21 protein-coding genes and 1 tRNA gene are annotated in these 25568 nt (G+C 37.3%); 15 read left to right on the top strand and 7 right to left on the bottom strand.

Translation table 11 applies throughout. The annotated features are described in order from the left end of the window. The first annotated feature begins 10 nt into the window (after positions 1-10). The 3 genes from M9892_04960 to M9892_04950 are packed head-to-tail and all read left to right on the top strand — an operon-like array spanning position 11 to position 8347. Positions 11-2665, top strand: a complete 2655-nt coding sequence (locus tag M9892_04960) for a tetratricopeptide repeat protein (GenBank protein MCO5253701.1) — start codon at positions 11-13, stop codon at positions 2663-2665. Positions 2666-2688: 23 nt separating this feature from the next. Then, entirely contained in the window at positions 2689-4884 is a 2196-nt protein-coding gene (locus M9892_04955) for a transglycosylase domain-containing protein (GenBank protein ID MCO5253700.1), read from the top strand. A gap of 58 nt (positions 4885-4942) precedes the next feature. Then, the gene (locus M9892_04950) at positions 4943-8347 is read left to right on the top strand and encodes a methylmalonyl-CoA mutase family protein (GenBank protein MCO5253699.1); all 3405 of its coding nucleotides are present in this window, start codon (positions 4943-4945) and stop codon (positions 8345-8347) included. A 73-nt stretch (positions 8348-8420) separates the two neighbouring features. On the opposite strand, the gene gmk is transcribed toward M9892_04950, so the two are convergent. Next, positions 8421-8993 (bottom strand): guanylate kinase, encoded by a 573-nt coding sequence (gmk, locus tag M9892_04945; protein MCO5253698.1) that lies wholly within the window; start codon positions 8991-8993, stop codon positions 8421-8423. A 141-nt stretch (positions 8994-9134) separates the two neighbouring features. On the opposite strand from gmk, the gene M9892_04940 reads away from it, so the two are divergent. The 6 genes from M9892_04940 (at position 9135) to M9892_04915 (ending at position 16982) form a co-directional block, all read left to right on the top strand. Next, positions 9135-10838, top strand: coding sequence for an ATP-binding cassette domain-containing protein (locus M9892_04940; protein MCO5253697.1), 1704 nt, complete (start codon positions 9135-9137; stop codon positions 10836-10838). Then, the gene (locus tag M9892_04935) at positions 10813-11853 is read left to right on the top strand and encodes a Gfo/Idh/MocA family oxidoreductase (GenBank protein MCO5253696.1); all 1041 of its coding nucleotides are present in this window, start codon (positions 10813-10815) and stop codon (positions 11851-11853) included. The genes M9892_04940 and M9892_04935 overlap by 26 nt, the downstream gene beginning before the upstream one ends. Positions 11854-11941: 88 nt before the next feature. Then, on the top strand, positions 11942-13492 hold the full coding sequence (locus M9892_04930) for a PglZ domain-containing protein (protein ID MCO5253695.1): 1551 nt from the start codon (positions 11942-11944) through the stop codon (positions 13490-13492). 5 nt (positions 13493-13497) lie between these two features. Beyond that, positions 13498-13932: a tRNA (adenosine(37)-N6)-threonylcarbamoyltransferase complex ATPase subunit type 1 TsaE gene (tsaE, locus tag M9892_04925; protein ID MCO5253694.1), complete on the top strand. Its 435-nt coding sequence runs from the start codon at positions 13498-13500 to the stop codon at positions 13930-13932. Between the two features lie 46 nt (positions 13933-13978). Next, the gene (locus tag M9892_04920; protein MCO5253693.1) at positions 13979-16396 is read left to right on the top strand and encodes a TonB-dependent receptor; all 2418 of its coding nucleotides are present in this window, start codon (positions 13979-13981) and stop codon (positions 16394-16396) included. 1 nt (position 16397) lies between these two features. After that, positions 16398-16982 carry a hypothetical protein gene (locus M9892_04915; GenBank protein MCO5253692.1) on the top strand — a complete coding sequence of 195 codons (585 nt, stop codon included), beginning with the start codon at positions 16398-16400 and terminating at the stop codon, positions 16980-16982. On the opposite strand, the gene miaA is transcribed toward M9892_04915, so the two are convergent. The 4 genes from miaA to M9892_04895 are packed head-to-tail and all read right to left on the bottom strand — an operon-like array spanning position 16948 to position 20999. After that, positions 16948-17823: a tRNA (adenosine(37)-N6)-dimethylallyltransferase MiaA gene (miaA, locus tag M9892_04910; protein MCO5253691.1), complete on the bottom strand. Its 876-nt coding sequence runs from the start codon at positions 17821-17823 to the stop codon at positions 16948-16950. The genes M9892_04915 and miaA overlap by 35 nt on opposite strands. Before the next feature lie 22 nt (positions 17824-17845). Then, positions 17846-18481 carry a plasmid pRiA4b ORF-3 family protein gene (locus tag M9892_04905; protein ID MCO5253690.1) on the bottom strand — a complete coding sequence of 212 codons (636 nt, stop codon included), beginning with the start codon at positions 18479-18481 and terminating at the stop codon, positions 17846-17848. A gap of 28 nt (positions 18482-18509) precedes the next feature. Next, on the bottom strand, positions 18510-19943 hold the full coding sequence (locus M9892_04900; GenBank protein ID MCO5253689.1) for a CCA tRNA nucleotidyltransferase: 1434 nt from the start codon (positions 19941-19943) through the stop codon (positions 18510-18512). Between the two features lie 60 nt (positions 19944-20003). Beyond that, positions 20004-20999, bottom strand: a complete 996-nt coding sequence (locus M9892_04895) for a hypothetical protein (GenBank protein ID MCO5253688.1) — start codon at positions 20997-20999, stop codon at positions 20004-20006. 80 nt (positions 21000-21079) lie between these two features. Between M9892_04895 and M9892_04890 the strand changes: the two genes are divergently transcribed. The 3 genes from M9892_04890 (at position 21080) to M9892_04880 (ending at position 22804) form a co-directional block, all read left to right on the top strand. Next, positions 21080-21163, top strand: a tRNA-Leu gene (locus M9892_04890). Between the two features lie 174 nt (positions 21164-21337). Further along, the gene (locus tag M9892_04885; GenBank protein MCO5253687.1) at positions 21338-22321 is read left to right on the top strand and encodes an OmpA family protein; all 984 of its coding nucleotides are present in this window, start codon (positions 21338-21340) and stop codon (positions 22319-22321) included. Between the two features lie 9 nt (positions 22322-22330). Then, entirely contained in the window at positions 22331-22804 is a 474-nt protein-coding gene (locus M9892_04880; protein MCO5253686.1) for a 23S rRNA (pseudouridine(1915)-N(3))-methyltransferase RlmH, read from the top strand. Positions 22805-22809: 5 nt separating this feature from the next. On the opposite strand, the gene M9892_04875 is transcribed toward M9892_04880, so the two are convergent. Continuing rightward, a complete protein-coding gene (locus tag M9892_04875; GenBank protein MCO5253685.1) occupies positions 22810-23172 on the bottom strand; it encodes an acylphosphatase in 363 nt (120 codons plus the stop codon). Between the two features lie 118 nt (positions 23173-23290). On the opposite strand from M9892_04875, the gene rplU reads away from it, so the two are divergent. The 3 genes from rplU to rfbC all read left to right on the top strand — a co-directional run bounded on the left by rplU (position 23291) and on the right by rfbC (position 24553). Continuing rightward, on the top strand, positions 23291-23602 hold the full coding sequence (gene rplU / locus M9892_04870) for a 50S ribosomal protein L21 (protein MCO5253684.1): 312 nt from the start codon (positions 23291-23293) through the stop codon (positions 23600-23602). 15 nt (positions 23603-23617) lie between these two features. Further along, the gene (gene rpmA, locus M9892_04865; GenBank protein ID MCO5253683.1) at positions 23618-23872 is read left to right on the top strand and encodes a 50S ribosomal protein L27; all 255 of its coding nucleotides are present in this window, start codon (positions 23618-23620) and stop codon (positions 23870-23872) included. Between the two features lie 138 nt (positions 23873-24010). After that, on the top strand, positions 24011-24553 hold the full coding sequence (gene rfbC, locus M9892_04860; GenBank protein MCO5253682.1) for a dTDP-4-dehydrorhamnose 3,5-epimerase: 543 nt from the start codon (positions 24011-24013) through the stop codon (positions 24551-24553). Here rfbC and M9892_04855 read toward each other — a convergent pair. Further along, entirely contained in the window at positions 24550-25566 is a 1017-nt protein-coding gene (locus M9892_04855) for an acyl-CoA reductase (GenBank protein ID MCO5253681.1), read from the bottom strand. The genes rfbC and M9892_04855 overlap by 4 nt on opposite strands. Positions 25567-25568: the final 2 nt, after the last annotated feature.

Raw genomic sequence — 25568 nt, 5'->3', positions numbered from 1 at the left:
AAAGGAAAAGTTGAAAACAATCACCGATTACAAAAGTTTATTCATGCCCCTGCTGCTTGTGTCGGCAATGTTTTTACATTCCGGACTCAATGCTCAAAAAAAAGCGGGCTTTTTTAAACGGGCCTATATCAATACCGTATCACATTATAATTACTTCTTTAATGCCAATGAGAAAGTAAAAGAAGCACTCAAGAATGCAGAAATTGCCCATCGTGATAATTTTACCGACATTGTTACTTTATTTCCGTTTTCTGAACCAACTAGTCTCAAAGCCAATACGCCTCAAATGGACGAGGCTATCAAAAAGTGCAATCATATCATCACGCGCAGACAATTGGGAAGATGGGTGGATGACAGTTGGTTATTGATTGGAAAAGCTGATTTTTTTAAAGCTGATTTCTTTGCTGCTCTGGAAGCATTTGAATATGTTGCCAATACGTATAAAAACACTCCCGTTGCTTATGAAGCTGAAATCTGGATTATCAAATCCTTTATCATGCTTGAGAAATATGACGAAGCAGTTGCGGTTTCGGATTTGATGCTTGCCGACAAATCTTTCCCAAAAAAATTAAAAAAAGAGTTGTTCCTTGTGAGTGCAGAAGGATTGATTAAACAAGGTAAATATGTTGAAGCGTATGATCGACTCAAAAAAGCTATGCCCCTACTCAGTAGTAGAGACTACAAATACCGCAGGAATTTTGTTGCCGGTCAGCTCGCCATGCGCAACAATCAACCCGAAGTGGCTATTCGCTATTTTAATAAAGTAATCAAAGCTAATTCTCCTTATGAGTTTAACTTTTATGCGAGAATAAACATGGTGAGACTCTATACCCAGCCTCCCATCAATGACGTAAAGAAAGGGCAAAGCATATTGACGCGCATGTTGAAAGATGACAAAAACTTAGACTTGCTTGACCAAATTTATTACGAATTAGGGATGATAGAACTTCAACAAGGGAATAAAAAATCAGCTCTGGATAATTTTAGAAAAGCGCTGTCATTTTCAAAAAATAACAAACCATTGCAATCTCAAATATATTTGTTGGTTGCTGAACTCTATTTTGAACAAAGTAATTTTCAATTTGCTCAAAAATATTACGACAGTGCAGTGCAAGTTTTGAATCCGGAATCACCCGATTACCAAACTATCAGCACCCGTCATATAGTGTTAACAGAGTTGATTACCAATCTTGTCAATATTTCATATCAAGACAGTATGTTGCGATTGGCACGAGATGCAAATTTCCGTAAGGAAACTTTGAAGAAAATCAAAGACGAAGAAAAGAAAAAGAAAGAAGAGGAAGAGAATAGAAAGAATGACCCTTTCCAGAATCAAAACTTTAATGACCCATTTGCAGGTGTACCCGGTCAAAACAATGTGCAGAACAAAGGAACAGACTCGCGTTTTCCGTTTTACAATCCACAACTCAAATCCAAAGGGGAAGGCGATTTTGTTCAATTATGGGGCAATCGACAATTGGGAGATTTCTGGCGTATTCAGAGCATTGCACAAACAGACAACAACGAAGTTACAAAGAAGAATATTCCAACTGATACAAGTTCTCATACTGCAACTGACAGTTCTGAGTTTGTAACTAAAAAAATACCAGATGATGTTGGCAAAGAAGACCAAAAATACTTTGCAACTGTGCCCTTCGATGTCAAATCACAAGAAAAAGCTGAATCAAGTTTAGGTGAAAGTTATTTTAAAGCCGGAACCATATATAGAGACAAGCTCTCTGAGCCAAACAAAGCAAAAGAATTATTTGAACAATTTTTGAATAAATGGAAGAATAACTCCTATCGAGAAAATATCATTTATTTGTTGATTAAACTCTATGAGAGTGAGGGGAATACAAGCAAAGTTGCATCCTTAAAAGAGCTATTGGCAAAAGAGTTTCCCGAAAGCAAATTTCTTCAACTATTGGATAATAATGGGAAGGTTATTGGAGGTAGAAACACTCCGGAGGATATAGTGAACGACTTGTATGAGCAATATTATCAAAAATATAACGAAGGTGATTATTCTAATGCCATTGCTATATATGACAGTGTGAAAACAAAGTATCCAGGCAATGATTTGGAAGGTCAGTTTGAATATGTTTATGGTTTGATTATGGTGAAACAAAAAAAGATGAAAGAATATTATACCATCATGGGAAATCTCGCAGCAAACTACTCCGGCACCCCATTAGGAGATTTAGCTGATGATAGGGTAAGAGCTTATGAGCGATTGATGGGTATTGATTCTGTCGGTAGTTCGCAAAATAATCAACAACAAAATAAAGCGTATAAATTTAAAAAAGGGACAGAGTCAGAAGAATATTATTTTATCATCAAATTGGCACCCGGTATGGACATGAATATAGTAAAAATTTCATTCTCTGATTTTAATCGTGACTTCCGTTCAGATATGGGACTGCAAATTACTACATCCTTTGTGGGTACTGATACTCGTGCACTTATTGTAGCAGGTTTTACTAAACAACAGGAAGTTAAAAAATATATTGAAGACATTCTGGCAAATGAAGCGTTTATTAAGAAGATTAAGTCCGGCAATGACAAGAAGAATTTTCTATTTATTTCAAAAGAAAATTTTGCTATTCTGTTAAAAGAAAAAATATGGGACGACTACCAGCAGTACTTTCTTAAAACCTATCTTTGAACCCCGTGCAGAATTCAAATAAGTTGAAAAAAGTACTTTTAATATTGTGGATTTCTCTTGCCGGTTCCATTGTATTTGGCTTTCTATTTATGTTTGGAATCAGTCAAGGCATGTTGGGGAAAATGCCTGATATCATTGAGCTTGAAAACCCTAAAAGTGAAATCGCATCCGAAATTTATGCTGAGGACGGAGTTGTGTTAGGTAAATATTTTTATAAAAACCGCTCCAACGTCTCTCATGCACAAATCAGTCATTTTATGTATGATGCCCTTATTGCTACTGAGGATATTCGTTTTGCAAAACATGCGGGTATCGATTTCAGAAGTTTGGCGCGTGCCATTGCAAGTGCCGGTGGCTCAGGTGGCGGCAGTACAATTACGCAACAGTTGGCGAAAAATCTTTTTCATGATCCCGATTATAGCAATAAACTCAAGAGGGTTATCCAAAAACTCAAAGAGTGGATTATAGCGGTTGAATTGGAAAGGGCATATACCAAAGACGAGATCATCACTATGTATCTCAATACTGTTCAATTCTCAGGTCATTCTTACGGTATCAAATCTGCCGCTAAAGAATTTTTTAATAAGGAACCCATTGATTTGAATGTTGAAGAATCAGCAGTTCTGGTAGGAGTGCTCAAAGCAATTTCAAAATATAGTCCCAAAACCAATCCTGACAACTCTCTCAAACGAAGGAATGTCGTGCTGTCGCAAATGGCAAAATATAAATTTGTGACACACGAAGCTTTTGACAGTTTAAAAACCTTGCCTATTGTTTTAGACTATGTTGAAGATTCACACAATGATGGATTGGCGCCCTATTTTAGAGAGTATATGAAAAGAATCCTGATTCCTTGGTGTAAAGAAAAAGGTTTGGATTTGTATAAAGACGGATTGAAAATCTATACTACTGTGAACTCACGTATGCAGGAGCATGCGGAACAAGCTGTTAGATCCCACTTGGCTACTTTGCAAGAAGATTTTTATAAAAGTTGGGGCAATAGAGTACCATGGCGGACTGAAACATGGGCTGAACTTAAAAGCTTTCCTGAAATGGAGGCTAAAAAGACAGACAGGTATAGGAGTTTGCGTGCGGAATTTGATGGTGATTCTGCTTTGATTTGGAAGGAAATGCACAAACCGGTGAAGATGACACTGTTTTCTTGGCAAGGTGAAAAAGATACCATTATGAGTCCATTGGATTCTGTTAAATACTATGCGCAATTCTTGCAAACAGGATTTATTGCTATTGACCCGCACTCAGGTCAAATCAAAGCATGGGTGGGCGGAATCAATCATAAATACTTCCAATATGACCATGTGAATAAGAGTGCTACAAGACAGGTTGGTTCTACTTTTAAGCCACTTTTCTATGCTTCTTCACTTTATCTGGGAGCAGACCCATGCGAGTATTTTCCTCGAGAACAAACTACTTTCTTTATTGAAGGAGCTCAAACTTGGTCGCCCAAAAACTCTGATGGAAGCAGTGGAGGGTTCATGAATATGTCCATGGGGCTGGCTCAATCAGATAATCTATATACAGCACAGTTGATGAAGAGTTTAGGAGAATCAGGCCCTCAGAATGTCGTTGATTTTGTACGCAAAATGGGCATTGACAGTGCGAAGTTGCAAGCTGTTTATTCTATATGTCTGGGGGTGTGTGACATTTCCGTAATGGAGATGGCGAGTGCGTTCAGTGTGTTTGCTAACAAAGGAACATGGATTGAACCCACGTTTATTACCCGAATTGAAGACAAAAATGGCAATGTGCTTGCTGAGTTTGCCCCCACTAAGATTAATCAAGTATTGACCGAAGAAAAGGCTTACACTATTTTCAAATTCTTGGAAGGTGCTGTTAACTATGGTACCGGAGCCAGACTAAGGGGGAGGTATAAAATTGCAGGTACTATCGGGGGCAAGACCGGAACTACGCAGAGCAATTCTGACGGTTGGTTTATGGGAGTAACCCGAGACCTTGTTACTGCTACTTGGGTGGGGTGCGACAGCAGAGCAGTGCGATTCAGAAGTACTAATTTGGGACAAGGAGCAAACTCCGCCTTACCTATATTTGCTAACTTTATCAAAGCAGTTCTGGTTGACAATGAACTTGATATTAGACTTGACCCTCTTGATGTACCTGATTTAGGTGGTAAAAAGCCTTTGTGGGAATGTGCCCCAAAACAGGAAAGTGACCTTCAACTTCCCAAACTCGGTTTTTGAGTGTGTTTTTACCACTCAATTTTATAATTTTGCGCGTCTCAAAATAGACTCCTCTGTTATGAAAGAACCTGAAATATATACACCCAAACACAAAATTCGTATTGTTACTGCCGCATCTTTGTTCGATGGTCACGATGCTGCCATCAATATTATGCGTAGAATTATTCAATCAACAGGAGCCGAAGTGATTCATCTCGGACACGACAGGAGTGCGCTTGAGGTTGTGAATACTGCTATTCAAGAAGATGCTGATGCCATTTCAATGACGAGTTATCAAGGTGGTCATAATGAGTATTTTAAATACATGTATGACTTACTCAAAGAACGAGGCGCAGGACATATCAAAATATTTGGTGGTGGTGGTGGTGTTATTCTCCCTAAAGAAATCAAAGATTTGATGAAATATGGGATTGACAGAATCTATTCTCCGGATGACGGTAGAAGCATGGGGTTGCAAGGGATGATTAATGACCTAATGCAAAGAGTTGACAAGGCTTATGACACGAAACCGGCTGTTCCAAGCATCGATAAAATTAAAAAGTTATTAGCAAAAAGAGATGAAAATACCATTTCACGATTGATTTCCTTGGCTGAAAACAACCCCAAAAAATTCAAGGAAATATATAAAGCCATCGCAAGTCAATCTAAGATTCCGGTGCTGGGGATTACCGGCACAGGAGGGGCAGGCAAATCAAGTCTTGTGGACGAATTTGTGCGAAGATACCTCAATGATTTTCCCAATAAAACTATTGCAATAGTTTCGGTTGATCCTAGCAAGAGAAAGACCGGTGGTGCATTGTTAGGTGACAGAATCAGAATGAATTCCATCAACGATGAACGTGTATTCATGCGTTCTATGGCAACACGTCAAAGCAATCTTTCTTTGAGTCAACATGTGGATGATGCTATAGAGGTGCTCAAGAGTGCTCATTTTGATTTGATTATTCTGGAAACATCCGGAATCGGACAATCGGGCAGTGAAATTACAGAACATGCCGATGTGGCTCTGTATGTGATGACTCCTGAATATGGTGCTGCTTCTCAACTGGAGAAGATTGATATGCTTGACTTTGCCGATGTGATTGCATTGAATAAATTTGACAAGAAAGGTGCTTTGGATGCACTCAGAGATGTTAAAAAACAATTCCAAAGAAACCATAAACTATTTCATGCAAAACCGGAGGATATGCCGGTGTTTGGCACTATTGCTTCACAATTTAACGATCCGGGTATGAATAACCTCTATCACAGTTTGATTACTGTGATTGAAAAGAAGACAGGCGCCAAATTTGGTTCAGGAGTGGCGCTAACACAAGAATCTTCGGAAAAGGTATATATCATACCACCCAATAGAACCCGTTATTTGAGCGAAATTACCGAAAACAACAGAAATTATAACAACACTGCAAAAGTACAGTCTGGGTTTGCCGGTAGGTTGTATGGGTTGTACCAAGCTGTGCTGAGTTTTGGTGGAGATGATTTGCTCACAAACCCTAATTACAAAGGCTCTGATGATATTTTGAAGAAATTAGTAGCTCAGTTTCACAAAGAAAAAAAGAACTTAAATCCACATAATTGGGACATTATTGTTCAATGGGCTAAAAAAGTACAAGCCTTTAAGGACGAATATTTTGTTTTCCAGGTTCGCGATAAAAAAATTAAAATTCAGACTCATACAGAGTCTCTTTCACATTCTCAGATACCGAAAATTGCAGTTCCACGCTTCAGCAGTTGGGGCGATATCGTGTTTTGGGTATTGACTGAAAATTTTCCCGGAGAATTTCCATACGCTGCAGGGATTTATCCTTTTAAGAGAGAAGGCGAAGACCCAACCAGAATGTTTGCCGGAGAAGGCGGTCCGGAAAGAACCAACAAGCGTTTCCATTATGTAAGCAAGGGAATGCCGGCAAAACGACTTTCAACAGCTTTTGACTCTGTTACCTTGTATGGCAGAAACCCTGATTTGCGTCCTGATATTTATGGCAAAATTGGAAATGCAGGTGTGAGTATCTGTTGTTTGGATGATGCCAAAAAACTCTATAGCGGTTTTGATCTCGCCAATCCAAAAACTTCTGTTTCAATGACTATCAACGGACCCGCGCCTATGTTGCTTTCTTTCTTTATGAATGCCGCCATAGACCAGCAATGTGAACTTTATATCAAAGAAAACGGTCTTGAGAAAGAGATAAAGAAGAAGATAGAAAAACTATATAAAGGCTATGGGCAGCCCATTCCTCAATACCAAGGAGAATTGCCCGAAGGTAATGACGGACTTGGTTTGATGCTGCTCGGGGTAACGGGCGATCAGGTGTTGCCAAAAGAGGTTTATGGAAAAATCAAAGCTCAAACATTGGCACAAGTGCGCGGAACTGTTCAAGCAGATATTTTGAAAGAAGACCAAGCACAAAACACATGTATTTTTAGTACTGAATTTGCCCTGCGACTTATGGGAGATGTACAGGAATATTTTATCAAAAAGTCAATCAGAAACTTTTATTCCGTTTCAATTTCCGGATACCACATTGCAGAAGCAGGAGCAAACCCCATTACCCAGCTTGCATTCACCCTTTCCAATGGTTTTACTTATGTAGAATATTATCTGTCAAGGGGGATGAATATTGATGATTTTGGACCTAACTTATCTTTCTTTTTCAGTAATGGAATTGACCCTGAATATGCTGTAATTGGGCGCGTGGCAAGAAGGATTTGGGCAAAAGCAATGAAAATGAAATATGGTGCAGACCCTCGTTCTCAAATGCTCAAGTATCATATCCAAACCAGTGGTCGCTCATTACATGCACAAGAAATTGATTTTAACGACATTCGAACCACATTGCAAGCACTTTACGCTATATATGATAACTGTAATTCATTACACACCAATGCCTATGATGAAGCTATCACTACCCCTACCGAAGAGTCTGTGCGTAGGGCTATGGCAATTCAGTTGATTATTAATAGAGAATTAGGTTTGGCTAAGAATGAAAATCCACTTCAAGGTTCGTTCATCATAGAAGAGTTGACAGACCTTGTGGAAGAGGCTGTATATGCTGAGTTTGATAGGATTACAGATAGAGGGGGAGTGCTCGGAGCTATGGAAACGATGTATCAGCGCAGTACGATTCAAGAAGAGAGTTTGTATTATGAAAGATTAAAACAGACCGGTGAATTTCCGATTATTGGTGTCAATACATTCTTGAGCAGCAAGGGGTCGCCTACTGTTGTCCCAAAAGAAGTTATTAGAGCCACACAAGAAGAAAAGGATTATCAAATAGCAATGCTTGAAAATCTGCATAAACGCAATGAGAAATTGACCGGAGTAGCCTTAAAGAAATTGCAATCTGCTGCAATCCACAACCAAAATATTTTTGCGGAATTGATGGAAGCAGGTAAAATATGCTCTTTGGGACAAATAACCGATGCTTTGTTCAATGTAGGCGGACAATATAGACGAAGCATGTAGTCGGAATTATATGCTCGGAAATCTTGAGTGGAACAATACCTCAAGGGCTATATAGCCTTTTATGAACAAAATATTAATTGGAGGTAAAATCTCTCACTAATTTTTCACACTTAGCAAAGGTATCTTCCAAAACATCATTGACAATGACAACATCATATTTGCTTTCATACGAAAGCTCGTGATGGGCTTTGTTAATACGCTCTTGAAGTTCATGTTCGACTTCGGTACTGCGTTTTTTTAACCTTTCCATTAAAACATCAATACTGGGTGGTTTTAGGAATACTGCCAGTGCATTGGAGCCAAATTGTTTTTTGATATTCAAGCCTCCCATTACATCTACATCAAAAACTACGGTTTTGCCATCATTCCAAATTCTTTTTACCTCTGACCATAATGTACCATAGTACAATCCTTCATACACCATTTCGTGTTCCAGAAATTCGTTGTTTGCCAGTTTCTGTTTAAAATCATTTTCTAATAAGAAATAATATTCTTTGCCATTGACTTCTTTGCCTCTGGGCTTGCGAGTGGTTGCAGAAACCGAAAATTCTAGATTGTCAAAAACTTGTAAAAGATGATTTACTACTGTGCTTTTACCCGTGCCGGAAGGTGCCGAAAAAATAATGACTTTGCCTGATGTGCTCATGTCTGAATGAACCGTCAAAGATAGCCTAATTTCATGAGTATAAAGGAGACACAATTAAATTTCAAGTCAATATTCCTATTTGCAATCACCAAAAGTCGAAGTCTATGCTTACTTTCGCAACTCCGTTTACAGGCGAGCATCATGTTCATAAACGAAGTCATTAAAATAGTTAAAAAATCGTTGACTTTTCTGCCACCGGTGCTTAGACCTAAAGTGTTTAAACACGCGACTGAATTGTCAATGCTTTCTTTGGCTGACTTTGTAGGACTGGCTTTTTTGTTGCCGGTATTGCTTCTGTTGTTGAATACAGGAAAGGCGCACGATTATCGCTTAGAAATGATGCCGGCTTGGTATCAGTATGTTTTTCTTTTGATTGTGCTCATATTCTTTCTGCTCAAATCGTTAATAGCATTTTATCTGCAAAAGAAACAAGTCAAATTAGTCGCTAAAATTGTAAGTTTTGTTTCTGCTAAGAATATTGAAAAATTTTTGAACCTCCCTTATGAGAAAAGAATGGAAACTGATACTTCTCTGTTCTCAGAAAAAGTATATTTTCAACCCTTATATTTAGGACAAGGCATATTTGTACCGCTTTTTACCTTATTCCAAGAATTAGTAGTTCTGATTTTTATTGTAATCGGAATGATAGCCTTCTATCCTTATGTTTCTGTGGGTTTAATGGTTATATTGCTTGTGTCAGGGGGGGTTGCTTATAAGTGGATTCGACAAAGGAGTATTAGTTTAGGTGAAAAAAATATTGAAAGAAGAAAGAAGCTCTTTGACAGTATGGCAGTCAATCTGAGTGGGATGTTAGATATGAAACAAAGTAGTGCGCAAGACAAATTCAAGGAAAGTTTATCTTCCAAAGTTTTAGACCTTGCAATGGGGGAATTAGACACTAATTCATTGCGTATCATACCTTTTAGGGTAAATGAATTGATTTCGGTAATTGGTTTGATAATGTTGATTTTGTATGCACGATTGATGAATCCTACGGAGGATTTTATCATGATGGGGTCTATTTTTGCACTTGCTTTGTTTCGTTTGATTCCGGCAATTAACCGAATTCAGCTCAATTTGGTTCAAATTAGGTTGTATAGCAGACACCTCAACAGTTCAGATTATGATAACAATAAATTTATTGAGGAAGAAATGCTCCCATTTGCAAAAGAAATTGAGTTGAAAAACTTGAGTCTGATGTACAGTAATAGTGGAACCCCGATATTGAATAAAGTTAATTTGAACATACCCAAAGGCTGTATTGTGGTTTTTACCGGAGAGTCAGGAGTTGGTAAGTCGTCACTCATGCGCATTATTGCAGGGCAAATGAAGGCAACGGAAGGAGAGCTACTTGTGGATGGCAAAGTACTCAAAGACAATAATCTGCGCTCATGGCAAAGTCAGATTGCTTTGATTAGTCAAAAACCTTATGTGTTAAAAGATGGTATAGTTGAAAATGTATGCTTTGGGTCAGATAGTATGCCCGATTTGGACAAAGTCAAAACAGCATTGCGCCAAGCAGGTCTGGAAGATTTTATTGAGGATTGTGAAACACGTCAAATTGGAGAGGAAGGTTATAGAATCTCAGAAGGACAGAAACAAAGGTTGATGCTGGCGAGAGCTATATACAGGAGGAGTAGCATTCTGTTGTTGGATGAAATTACTGCTAATTTAGATTCACATAATACACAGATTATTATTCAAACTGTTAAAACACTCAAGAATGCAGGTCACACAATAATTCTTACTTCACATAACCAGGAAGTAGCTAATATTGCAGATCTATATTGTAACTTTAGAGATAGACAAATTTTTATCAATGAATATTCAAAATCGGACAGTTAAGTTTGCCGTTATTGGTTGCGGGCACATAGGGAAAAGACATGCAGAAATGGTACATCGTCATCCTGAAGCTGAATTAGTGGCTTTATGTGATATCAAAGACAAAAGTGTATTGGGAATTGACCAATTCGAAACACCTTTCTATGCTTCGGCAGACGAAATGTTAGAACAACATCCTGAGATTGATGTGGTTTCAGTTTGCACCCCCAATGGTTTGCATGCCCACTTTGGGTTGAAAGCACTTTCGTCCCAAAAAAATCTTGTCATTGAAAAACCTATGTCATTGAGCAAAGCTGATTGTGAAAAAATGATTTTCAAAGCCTTACAAATGTCCAAACAGGTTTTTTGTGTAATGCAAAATCGTTATTCTCCTCCTTCTGCCTGGATTAAAGATTTGTTGGAACGAAGAGTTTTAGGAGAGATTTTCATGGTGCAAATCAATTGTTATTGGAATCGCGATGAAAGATACTATAAGCCTGACACGTGGAAAGGAGATTTGGAATTGGACGGAGGAACACTGTTTACCCAATTTTCTCACTTTATTGATATTATGTATTGGCTTTTTGGTGATATAACCAATATCAAAGCAAAATTTCAAGATTTTAAACATCAACAAAACACGGATTTTGAGGACAGCGGTGTAGTCAACTTTGATTTCATCAATGGAGGTATGGGCTGTCTTAATTACTCAACTGCCGTCTGGGATAAGAACCTGGAATCATCCTTGACAATTATTGCAGAGAACGGAACTGTTAAGATTGGCGGTCAGTATATGAATGAAGTTGAAATATGCAATATTAAGGATTACCAAATGCCTGAGTTGCCGGAAGCTAACCCTGCCAATGATTATGGAGGGTACAAAGGCTCTGCAAACAATCACAACCTCTTTTATGACAATGTGATTGATACGCTCAAAGGTAGAAATGTAGTTACTACCAATGCACTCGAAGGGTTGAAAGTGGTTGAAATCATTGAAAGAATTTATCAGAATAATCCTTTTCTGAAAAAGAGAAGTTGATTTTTATTTTCTCTGAACAGCAGTATATTACCTTTACAAATATCTGATTGAATACAAAAATCAGAGGCATATTCACTAATATTGCAATATGAATCCGATTACAATTCTTTGGGCAGACGATGAGATTGATATGCTCAAGCCACATATCCTATTTTTAGAAAAAAAAGGCTATCAAGTGATTACAGTTAATAATGGTACTGATGCTGTTGAGGCTGTTATCAAACAAAATCCCAAAGTGGTTTTTTTGGATGAAAATATGCCGGGGATGTCCGGCTTGGAGGCTTTGTCACGCATCAAAGAATCTTATCCCGAAATTCCGGTTGTGATGATTACAAAGTCTGAAGAAGAACAAATTATGGAGGAGGCAATCGGTTCCAAAATTGCTGACTACCTCATCAAACCCGTAAACCCTAATCAAATTATTCTTTCTCTCAAAAAATTGCTTGAAAGCGGTAGAATCAAGTCCGAAAAAACCAATTTAGGTTATCAACGAGATTTTCGAAATATATCAATGGCGATGATGGATGCCCGCAAGCTTAACGAATGGAAGGATATTTACAAAAAAATGGTCTATTGGGAACTTGAAATTCAAAAGGCGCAAGATCAAAGCATGAAAGAGGTGCTGGAATCCCAAATGAAAGAAGCTAATCGTAATTTTTCTGATTTTATTCAAAAGAATTATCTGGATTTTTTAAAGCAAACGGGAGATGACAGCCCTGTGATGTGCCATAATCTTATCAGAAGAAAAGTGTTGCCACATTTGGAAAGTAAAGTACCTGTATTTTTTCTGTTGATAGACAATCTGCGTTATGACCAATGGAAAGTAATTTCCGAAACAATTAAAACTCTTTTCAAAGTAGAACACGAAGGGATGAGTTTGAGTATTCTGCCTACAACCACACAATATTGCAGAAACAGCATATTCAGTGGATTGTTGCCATCTGAGATTGAAAAACGATTTCCTGACAAATGGTCTAATGACGAGGACGAAGGAGGCAGAAATTTATATGAATCTGATTTTCTCGCAGACCTGCTGCAAAGACTCAGAGTTAATATTAAACACAGCTACACCAAAGTTACCAATCTTGACAACGGAAAAGCAATGGTTGAAAATATCCCTAATTTGTTTAACAATCAACTCAATGTGATAGTTTATAATTTTATTGATACACTTTCACACGCCAGGACAGATGTAAGTGTTATGAGGGAGTTGTCGGAAGATGAGGCAGCTTATCGCTCACTCACAGACAGTTGGTTCAAACATTCACCATTGTGGGAAGCCATTCAACGCATTGCTGAAAAGAAAGTCAAATTAGTGATTGCAACTGATCACGGTTCAGTAAAAGTGCAGGAACCCGTGAAAATAATGGGAGACAGAAATACTACTACTAACCTGCGCTACAAACAAGGCAAAAATCTGAGCTATAACCCCAAAGAGGTGTTTGAAATAAAGAAACCGGAGATGGCTTTTTTGCCAAAACTTCATGTAAGTTCCGGGTTCGTATTTTGTAAAGGAACAGATTTTTTTGCCTACCCCAATAACTATAATCACTATGTAAAATATTACCGCGACACCATACAACATGGAGGCATTAGCATGGAAGAAATGCTCGTTCCATTGGTTTCGTTGAGCAATTAACTGCAATGAAGGAAGTCCTTGAACTAAGTTTGGATGAAATAGGTAGTTTAGTTAAGAAAATTTCAGAACTCTTGACGGAGCGCAATATTGTCTTACTTCAAGGTGACTTGGGAACGGGTAAAACCACCTTGGTTAAAGCTATATCTAAACAGCTTGGGGTTGATGAGGTAACAGACAGTCCAAGTTTTGGTTTGATAAATGAATATGGAGTAGGGACTCAAAAACTGTATCATATTGATTTATATAGGTTGAACTCTATTGAAGAGTTCTGGAGTATAGGAGGCTCGGAATATATTGAAGGGGATACTCCTTGTTTCATTGAGTGGCCCGAACTGATTGAGGATTTTATTGACAAAAACATGGCTATCTATGTTACAATCAATCATTTGAAAGAAAATAAAAGGCGCTATACTCTTTATATCCCTGAAAATTTTAATTAAAAACTTTTGCTGAGATGTTATTGCTTTTATTTGTGGAGGAATATAAATGAGAAAGATAGTTTTGTTTATTACTCTGCTGATTAGTTCAACTAATGTGTTTTCGCAAATCGTAACAGTTCTGAATGCAGAGGATAAAAAACCGCAGTATGGAGTAAATATTTTGTGTGAAAATCCGTCCTTTAGCACGATTACCAATGTAATGGGGCAAGCAGATATTTCTTTGCTTGTCAATGTCGAGAAAATTGAATTTAGGGCACTTGGGTTTCAATCAAAGGTGATGAGTTATGCCGAAATTGAGAAAGCATCTTTTAATGTATCCTTGTCTCCCATTGCTATCAACATTGATGGGGTTGTAGTTTCTGCCAATCGTTGGATGCAAACGTCCGAGTTTGTGCCTGCGCATATTTCATTGATTACCCCTAAGGATATTGCTTTTTTTAACCCTCAAACTGCTGCCGATATGCTTGGAAATTCAGGTGAGGTATTTATCCAAAAGAGTCAACAAGGAGGTGGAAGTCCTATGATAAGAGGGTTTGCAGCAAACCGCCTGCTATATTCTGTTGATGGTGTCAGAATGAATTCTGCAATTTATCGCTCAGGCAATTTGCAGAATGTGATTTCCTTAGACCCATTTGCTATGGAAAATGCGGAAATCTTTTTTGGACCCGGTTCAGTAATGTATGGTAGTGACGCTATTGGAGGAGTAATGAGCTTTAAGACATTGACACCGGGATTTTCTTTTACCCAATCCCCCTTAGTGAAAGGCAATGTGGTATTGAGAACTGCTTCTGCCAATAATGAAAAAACAGGACACATTGATGTGAATGTTGGCTGGCGCAAATGGTCTATGCTTACCAGTATTTCACACAATGAATTTGGAGATTTAAAAATGGGGGCATACGGTCCTCAGGAATATTTGAAAACATATTATATTGTGAGAATAGACAGTGTTGACAGGGTGTTTTCTAACCCCGACCCAAAGGTGCAGATTCCCACAGCATATTCTCAAACTAATGTAATGCAAAAAATCCGCTTTAAACCAAATAACTACTGGGATTTCCAATATGCATTTCATTTTTCCGAAACCTCGGAATATAGTCGTTATGATAAGTTGATTGAAATGAAAAATGGACTTCCCACAGCTGCTTTCTGGAACTATGGACCTCAAAAATGGATGATGAATAACTTTACATTATCGCATTACAGAAATAATCGTTTCTATGATGAAATGAATGTAAGATTGGCTGTACAAAATACAGAAGAAAGTAGAATAAGCAGAAATCTAACAGGGTCTAAGAAAAATCTCCTGAAAACTCAATTAGATAGGGTAGAAACGTATTCTGCCAATGTGGATTTTGTCAAATCGTTGCATAGAAACACTTTTTTTTATGGTGTTGAGTATGTGTTTAATAATGTCATCTCCAATGGTTCTGCCATTGATATCCGCAACGGAAGTGCTGTTGCTTACGAAGACCGTTATCCTCAATCCAGATGGCAGTCCTATGCAGCTTATTTGAGTTATCAATATTTGCTTTCTAAGAAGTTGACTTTGCAAGCAGGTGGACGATTTAATAATTATAACATTAACTCAGACTTTAGCAGGTTATTGCCTTTTTACCCATTTAGTTTTAACAGCGCAAAGGTGGATAAAAACGCTTTGACCGGAAGTTTAGGATTCGTATATAAAGCAAGTCAAACTTGGATTGTGAGTATAAATGGTTCTACCGGATTTAGAGCACCCAATGTGGACGATTTTGGTAAAATTACTGACGTGGTGTCAGGAGAAGTGGTGGTGCCAAATCCAAACTTACAAGCTGAATATGTATATAACGGAGAACTTAATGTTGTTAAAAGTTTTGGGAGTGCTTTAAAACTTGAAATAACCGGATACTATACATACTTAGACCAAGCAATGGTGCGAAGACCTTTTTTGTTTAACGGGCAGGATAGTGTTATGTATAACGGTGTCATGAGTGAAGTTTATGGAATTCAAAATGCTGCTTATGCTAAAATATATGGAGCTTTTGTTGGGGTTGATGTAAAACTTCCTGCCGGATTTATTTTTTCTGCTAAATATAATTTTCAAGATGGAACAGAAGAAATGGATGATGGTAACTTAAGCCGTCCTCGACATATTGCGCCAGCATACGGAGTGTCACGTTTGACATACAAATACAATAAATTAACCATGCAGGTTTATACAATGTTTAGCTCACAAGTCAGCTATAAAATGATGGACGCCTCTGAAATTAGCAAGTCCTATCTGTATGCTAAGGACAAAAACGGTAATGTATATTCTCCCGCTTGGGCGACTTTAAACTTTATTTCAATGTATCACTTTCTGGACAATATATCTTTTACTGTCGGTATTGAGAATATTCTTGATAAGAGATACAGAGTGTATCGTTCCGGAATAGCATCTGCAGGTAGAAATTTTGTCTTTTCTATTAAGTCTAACTTTTGAAATGAAATTGAAAATCAACTTTTTATTTATTATTCTATTAGTTCTCGGAGTTGTTGCTTGTAATCAACAATCTAAATCTGCGTATGAAAAGCAACGCTCGTTGGAGTATATTGACTCGTTACAAAATGACTTAGCTCAAATAAAATACAAATTGGATGAGATAGATTTTGAGGAGATTGCGCACAGAAAACAGTATATTATTTCCATGCTTGATTCTTTCCAAAACATGGATAAGCCACAGCAAATAGATGGAGAGCTAAAGCAAATTTTAATTGATTATCAAGGATTTGCTATGATGTATGACAATCTCGACCATCATATAGAAAGCATAGTCAAGGAGGCTGAAGAACTGCTTATTCAGCTCCATACACTGAGACAGTCTGTTGAAGATGGAGACTATGGAAAGCAAGATTTTAAGCTGTATTTGAGTGAAGTGTCAAATGGTATTAGTGAGTTACAAGAGCTGAGTTCGAAATATTTAGACCCTGTCATTGACTCTGAAGCGATGTTTCTCAAACGCATGGAGAGGTTTGAAGAAGTCGTGCATAATATCAGAACAAATGGAGGAGCTCCTCCGGTGCAATGAAAGTAAAGTCGCCTTGATTCTTGAACCAAGTTATTTGTCGTTTGGCGTATCTGCGTGTGTTTTGTTTGATTAAGGAAATGCAGGTGGCATAGTCTGTTTTGCCTTCAAAATAGTCAAAAAATTCACTGTAACCTACGGTTTTGAGTGGCTCTGTATTTTTATAAGATAATAGGTTTTTTGCCTCATGTTCCAGCCCTTTAATAGTCATTTCATCCACTCTGTTGTTTATTCTTTCGTAGAGTCTATGTCGCTCTATGTCAATACAATAGGAAGTTGTTTCAAAGGCTCTTGTGGCTAATTTTTTGCGTCTGAAATCAAGGTTGGATTTTCCGCTGATTTTGGCAATTTCAATGGCTCTGATAAGCCTTTGATGATTGTGTATTTCTGCTTGAGGATAAAATTCAGGGTCTAATTTGAGCAAAATTTCTTGAAGCGCACTGATACCTTGCTCTTCAAAAATACGGTTGAGTTCAGAGCGTATTTCAGGTACACTTTTAGGTAAAATATCTAAACCATCTGTAACTGCTTTAATATAAAGACCTGTTCCACCACATAGTATGATATTGTTGTGTTTGGAGAAAAGACGGCTCAACAATGTCATTACTTCTTTCTCATATTGACCTGCATTCAATGGATTTTGAATTGAATGAGATGCTATAAAATAATGTTCAGCTTGTGATAACTCATCATCGGAAGGTCTGGCAACACCAATATTCAGTTCTTTGTAAACCTGACGCGAATCGGCAGAGATAATAGGACATTTTATTTTTTGAGCCAGTTGGATAGCAAGTTGGGATTTGCCCGAAGCTGTGGGTCCGGCTATGACTATCAACCTTTTCAATAGGGTGTAGATTTAGGGTAAATTAGGCATGATCGCCTTCGTCATATTCTTCCCCATACTCAGGACCAAATTCATCTTTGTCTTCTTCATCTTCATCATCAAAGTCATCGTCATCGTCTTCGTCATCAAAAGATAAATCCTCTGAAAAGTCTGCATCTGTTCTGTGTTTGCCTTTTTCTTTGATTAATTGTTCGGCAAGATTGTCAAATTCCATGCCGTCAATCAACGGGAAATCAACAACCCCGGTCTCTTGTTTGGGGGCTTTTCCGACTGATTTATAGAGATGAGGATATGTAATTCCCTTTGCATCCTCTGCTATGATATTCTGAAGTTCTATCATCAGTGTCCACATTTGCATGAAATCGTTAATATAGATAAACTTCTGATGAGGGTCGTTGATATGGCTCTTGAGCAAACTGTCTTTCATTAGGTTTTTGGGAGAATCCGATTCGTCAAAACCCATATCTTCCAATGTAATTTCCAATCCTTTTGCCCATTTGTCATTGGAAAGAAAAAAGGAAGCAGGCTCTTTGTCTTTAAATTCAATCGCATTGAGTATAGTTGCGTGAAAATCCTTAAATGTATGAGTGGGTTTCATATCAATCCAGCGGATGATTTCATCATCGTCTTCAAACCATATTTTAAATCTATAAATCATATTTTGTAAATGTGGGTGTCAAATGTAATTATTTATTTTTAGTAGTGTTGAGGCTGTTGGTGATTTGTAAACCCATTGATTTGCCTTCACGCATCATAAACTCAAATGCCTTGGTCTTGTTGTCTTCAATAGTGCCTTCAAGAATAGCTTCGCGAATTTTATTTTTCAAAATGCCAATCTGTTTGGGGTCGGAAATGCTGAAACTATTCAAAATATCATTTCCTGATATGGGTGGTTGCCAGTTTCTTAATCGGTCTTTTTCACCCACTTCGGCAATCTTCTGTTTTACCAATTCAAGATTTGCCAGATACTTCTTCTTTTTAGCTTCATTTTTGGAAGTAATATCGGATTGGCACAAGATTAAGAGGTCTTCAATAGCTTCCCCTGCTTCTACCATCAGCCTCCTGACGGCAGAGTCCGTTACAGTTTCTTTGGTAAGTGCAATGGGTCTCAGGTGTAAAAAAACAAGTTTTTCTACATATTTCATCTTTTCGTTCAAGGGTAATTTCATCCTTCTGAACAGCGGTTTTACCATTCTCGCGCCTTTGTCTTCATGTCCATGAAAAGTCCAGCCATCTCCCTCAATAAATTTTTTTGTAGCAGGTTTTGCAATGTCATGCAAGATGGCCGCCCAACGCAACCATAGGTTATCTGACTGTTTTGCAACATTGTCCAAAACCGCCAAGGTATGATAGAAATTATCTTTATGACCTTTGCCGTTTATCCATTCAACCCCATGTAGGGCAACCATTTCGGGGAAAATAATATGTAATAATCCCGTGTCAAATAAGTAATTAAACCCTACGGAAGGTTTGACTGATAAAATAATCTTATTTAATTCAGAAATAATTCTTTCGCCCGAAATGATTTGAATACGCTCTTTATTTTTGGCAATGCTATTGAGCGTCTTTTCTTCAATCTCAAAACCAAGTTGCGCTGCAAATCGAATGGCGCGCATCATTCGTAAAGGGTCATCACTGAATGTTTTATCAGGGTCTAGAGGGGTGCGAATGATTTTATCTTCTAAATCTTTTAAACCTTCAAATGGGTCAAACAATTCGCCTGCATCCGCTTCATTTAGTGAGATAGAAAGTGTGTTAATTGTGAAATCTCTTCTTTTTTGATCGTCTTCCAATGTTCCGTCTTCTACAAATGGTTTCCTCGAATCTCTCTGATAGCTTTCTTTGCGAGCACCTACAAATTCAATTTCAAAATCTTCGTATTTTACTTGTGCAGTGCCAAAATTCTTGAAATATGATACGCTAACATTTTCTTCTAAATTTTCTGCAAAACGTTTAGCAAACTCAATTCCACTACCTAAAACAACCACATCCATATCCTTACACTCTCTTTGGAGTAATAAATCGCGCACATAACCGCCAATCAGCCATGCGGGTTGCAAGGTTTGTTTGCTTGTGTCTTTGAGTTTGTCTATGATTATGCCGGAGAGTTCGATTCGCATTTGAAGGGGTGCAAAGGTAAGCCTGATAAACTATTAATTGAATGTCGGTTTGTATAGATTTTAATTGAAAAGTTCCCTATATTCTCTTATAAGTTGGGATCTTCCAATATACATTTGACTAAAAAAAACTTGTCCGGAGTCATTTAGTCTGAGACCATCATGAAAGAAACGACTGTCAGAGGGAAAGTTTTTGTATAATTCAATCCAGGTTATACTTGTGGGTAGTTTTTTTTCTATTCTCTTCAGCATCAAGTAATACAGTTCTGCGTACCAAGATGTTGGAGTTTCGTGAGTAAGTGTAATTTTATTAAGAGGTAGTCTGCTGTAGCGGTCATTGATGTCAGAAGCTCGCCATAGAATAGGCGAAGGAACAATAATGAGTCTAATCCCTCGTTTCTTGCAAAAGTGGTGAAGCGAAATAATGTTGCGCACTAATAAATCTGACATAGCCGTGGCTTTAGATAGAATTTTACTGTCTAATACGGGGGATGTATCTTTGTATCCAATAGAGGTTTTTGAAGCGTTAAATTTAACTATGGTATCATCATAAGTTTGTGAAAATAATGCCTTAAATGAATGTAGAATTTCTGAATTCCTTGCGTATAAAAGATTGTTGGTGTTGTCATTGTCAAAATGATAATTAGGAACATCAACAAAATCTATGATGATAGCCGGGTCTATTTCTAAAACAAGTGTGTTTGGGGTATATTTCTCAAGATAGTCTTTCAGAGATGTGATATTGTTTAGGAATTTATCATTAATAGTAATGTCCGCAAGTTGAACATAATTTTCGTTTGACTTTTCTTGCATTAATCTTTGAATCCAAAGAGAGTTGTGTAAACTATCGTTAGAAGATGTACTTAGAAAAAACAGGATATTCTTTTTTTTGAAATGTTCAGGTTTTATTTCTAAGATATAGTTGGGAGCTGAGTTCCAATAACTTGAATTATCTGCATTGCTTGAGGTGATAAAAGGGTTGAATATCTTAAGTATGATTTCAATCAGAAAAATACAGCAAAAAATGCCGCCTAATAATATGAGGAGTTGTTTGCCCAATCAGGTAAATTTTACTGCAAAGATATTTTTTGTTAAAATGAATTCAAATACTATTTTCGCAGCCCTGTTTACAAGGATATGCCCGGGTGGCGGAATTGGTAGACGCGCTGGTCTCAAACACCAGTGAGGTAACACTCATACCGGTTCGACCCCGGTCCCGGGTACTGAACAAAAAAGGTTGTCTGCAATGGCAACCTTTTTTTATATATGTCACTTTGCATTCTACTGCTGTATGTCTGTTATTATAAACAGTTCTTTATAACTAATCCGTTTAGATTAGGTTAAATTACCCCTTGCAATTTCATGATATTGTACTTTCGTGGGCTAAATCGAAGTTTATGAAAGTGCTAAAATTATCGTCTTTGTTTGTTGTATTGTCCATGATTGTTGTGGGTTGCGTGTCTGAAAGGAAATATTCTGAACTCAAAACCCAGTATGATGAGTGCGTTCAAAAACGCGACAAGTATCAGTCAAGTTTGGCAGAAGCTGAAACTCAGTTAATGGCTGAAAGAGAGAATGCGGAACGTCTCAGAAAGGATATTGCATCATTAAGGATAGATTCTGCTGAATGTTATATGGCTTTAGAAAGAACTAAGAAACTCTATAATGATCTGCAAGATTTGCAACAAAGAATCATTGCAAATTCAAGAGATGAACAGGATAGAACAAAGCGGGACTTGCTTGAAACGTCAGATTTGCTTAAACAAAGAGAGTTAGATGTGATGCACAAAGAGGAACAATTACGCAATACAGAACTTAGAATAAAATCTTTGGAAGCTGATTTGGCAAAGAGAGAAGCCAGAGTGATGGAGCTTGAAAGAATTTTGCGTGCCAAAGATTCTACTGTTTTGGTACTTAAAGATAAAATGCAAAAAGCACTCTTTGATTTTCAAAATAACGGTTTGACTGTTGAAGTAAAAAATGGTAAGGTATATGTTTCTATGCAGGAGAAACTTTTATTCAAGTCAGGTAGTATTGAAGTGGATCCGCAAGGGAAAAAAGCATTGCTTGAGTTGGCAAAAGTGTTAATGGAACAGCAAGATGTTACTATAATGGTAGAAGGACACACAGACGATGTGCCTATTCTTAAAGGAAGCTATGTGAAGGATAATTGGGACTTGAGTGTATTGCGTGCTACTTCTATTGTGAGAATACTTACCGATGATGGGAAAATAGAGCCAAAACGAATTATTGCTTCGGGTAGAGGTGAATATTTTCCTCTTAATCCTTTAAAAACTCCTGAAGCACGTGCCATGAACCGAAGAACTGAAATCATCTTGACACCCAATTTGGATGAACTGTTTAAGATACTTTCCAATTAATTAAGAATATTGCAAATTTTATTAGGCTTTATTGGAAAAACTAACCTGGCAGGGGTACAGCCTCTAATTGATGAATATTCAATGAGATTGTCTAGGTTTTGCAAGTTTGAAATGCTCGTACTCCCCGATGTAAAGAATGCCGGTAATTTAAACCGCGAAATATTGATGGAAAAGGAAGGGGAGATGTTTTTAGGGAGTATAAAAAAAGATGATTTTGTTGTGATTCTGGACGAAAATGGCAAGCAACTATCATCCATTGGTTTAGCCGATAAACTTCAAAATTGGATGATTAATGCGAGAGGTAGGATAGTTTTCCTAATTGGTGGAGCTTATGGATTTTCAAACAACATTTATAAGCGCAAGGATTTTGCATTGTCACTTTCTGCCATGACTTTTAACCATCAAATGGTCAGAGCTGTTTTTTGCGAACAATTATATAGAGCTTTTACTATTCAAAAGCAATTACCCTACCACCATGAGTGAAGAATCTATACTTTTCTGATAATAACGTAATTGGTAAAGGGTTTTGCATTTTGCGCAGGTGTTACTTCAACCTTTGAAACCTTACTCCAAATATTCCCTTCCTTGCATTTTTCAATAAAAAGTTCAATAGAATTTTGCTCGCCACTTGCCATAATTAAGACAGAACCATCGTCTAAGTTCTTTACCCAGCCTTTGATATTGAGCTTGATGGCAATTTCTTTTGTGAATTTTCTATAATAAACCCCTTGAACAAAACCAAATACATGGATTTCAACTGTTGTGACATCTGTCAGCTTGGGATTTTTTTTGCGGAGAAGCATACAAGTAGAGTGAACTGCAAAGGTATGGAGTTTATTGACCGCTGTCATAGTTTTTTATACATAGATTATATCTTTCGATGAGAATGGAATAACCAAAAAAGAAAATAAAAATTAGTTTGTGTTTGAAAAAAATTGTTTTATATTTGCACCCCTCAAAACAAGAGTAATGTACGCAATCGTAGAAATAGCAGGTCAACAATTCAAAGTGCAAAAAGATCAGTCATTATTTGTTCATAGATTGGATAATGAAGCAGGTTCAACTGTAGATTTTAGTAATGTGCTTTTAATTGATAATGAAGGAAAAATCAAAGTTGGTTCTCCAACAATTAAAGGTGCTTCAGTAAAAGCTTCTGTTATTGAGCATGTGCAAGGCGATAAAGTTCTTGTATTCAAGAAAAAACGCAGAAAAGGTTACAAAAAACTGAATGGTCATAGACAGCAGTTATCTAAGATTAAAGTGGAAGCAATTAACATCTAAGAAATTTAAAGAGAAATGGCACATAAGAAAGGAGCAGGTAGTTCGGATAATGGAAGAGAGTCGCACAGTAAGCGACTTGGTGTGAAATTGTACGGTGGCCAAATAGCCAAAGCCGGCAATATTATAGTTCGTCAAAGAGGTACAGTTCATCACCCGGGTGAGAATGTAGGTATAGGTAAAGACCATACATTATTCGCTTTAACTGATGGAATTGTAACTTTTACGAAGAAAAAGAATGACAGAAGTTTTGTTTCTGTTGTTCAGAATTAATTAAGAAAGTTTTCATAGTTTAAAGTTAATGGTTTGGAATTGCCCCGCTTTGTCGGGGCTTTTTCATTTATTAGGGTTGGCAATTAGTGTAAAACTATCTGAATTTCTTGTGATTAAAACTTAATTTTGAGACCTTGAATGAAAGTTATCGAAACTGGGATTGATGGATTGCTACTCATAGAACCTCGAATTTTTGAGGATGCAAGAGGCTATTTTTTTGAAAGCTATAACCGAGAAGTTTTTGTGAAAAATGGAATTGTTGACAATTTCGTGCAAGATAATCAATCTATGAGTATGAAGGGTGCTGTCAGGGGATTGCATTTCCAAAAAGACCCGCATCCACAAGCAAAACTGGTGAGGGTGGTGAAGGGTAGGGTACTCGATGTTGCAGTTGATATTAGAAGTGGAAGCAAGACATACGGGAAGGTGTTTGCAGCTGAATTATCCGAACAAAATAAATTGATGATGTATATCCCGCGCGGTTTTGCACACGGTTTTGCAACTTTAGAGGATTATACAGTTTTTCAGTATAAATGCTCTGATTTCTATTATCCGGAGACCGAAGGCGGCATCTATTGGAATGATTCTGACTTAAATATTCAATGGAATGTTGATACACCGATTGTGTCTGATAAAGATGCTAAATTACCTTTGTTTAAGGATTTTGTTTCTCCTTTTTAAATGTTTCGAAGAAAGTCTATTGTGTTAATGCTATCTGCATAGTCCCATAACATAGGCTCTTGTGTTTGTCCGAACAAAACCGCATTGTCTGCGATAGATATATCATTTGTTACAATACATTGTATGTTGTCTTTTTCGATTTGAATCTTTTCTAAAACAACCTCTTTTTTATCGTAGAAGCTATAAGAAAGAAGCGCAACCGGAGATTGTATTTGCTCTCTCTCTACCAAAATCAAATAGCCTGTGTCAAGATGTTTGTCAAGGTTCATCAAAAGAATGGCTTTGTGATAGGTATAGTTATTTGCGTATTTATTATGATGGATTAACTCACTGTATGACTCCCATTGATTTATCAATCTCTCAAATTGAAAATCTTGAGGGAGGTAGAGGTGAGTAACATTTCTACATCCCATACCAAAATAGCTGAAAATGTCTTTTCCTAATGCTTCCGCCTCCTTGTCTGTAATCGTATTATAAATAATGGCTACTGATGTCCTGTTTTTTCTGATTAGGTTTGGTTTGCTTTTGAAGTAATATTCAAAGTATCTAGCACTGTTATTACTGCCGGTTCCAATATATGCATCTGCGTTTTTTACAAAACCATCGCTTAATTCAATCGCATCTTTTAATTCGGGTAATGCCTTGATGATTTCTGCAAGCATCCATTTGATGAGAACGCAGTCTTGCGTTGAAGGTTTTACAACTATAGCATATCCCATTATTAAAGAACAAATGATGTCATGCAAGCCGACCAGTGGTATATTTCCGGCTAAAATCAATCCTACTTTTTTGTTAGAGTGTTTGATTTCTAAGCTAAGGTTTTCTTGTGTACACCATTGTTGAGCATTCGCGTCATCTAATGCTTTCATCCACGATTGGAAAGTAATTTTGCAGTTGCGCTCAGTGAACCAGGGATTAGCTATTTCTGCTCTTTTGAACAAGTCAGAATTATCAATATTGTTTTTAAAAATATTATGAAAAGTTAACAGGAGCTTTGTGGTTGTTAGAGCCATAT

The sequence above is a fragment of the Bacteroidota bacterium genome, from assembly GCA_023957335.1.
Classification (GTDB): domain Bacteria; phylum Bacteroidota; class Bacteroidia; order NS11-12g; family UBA955; genus JALOAG01.
Note: the sequence above shows the minus strand (reverse complement) of the source record. Positions and strands in the feature narration are given on the sequence as shown.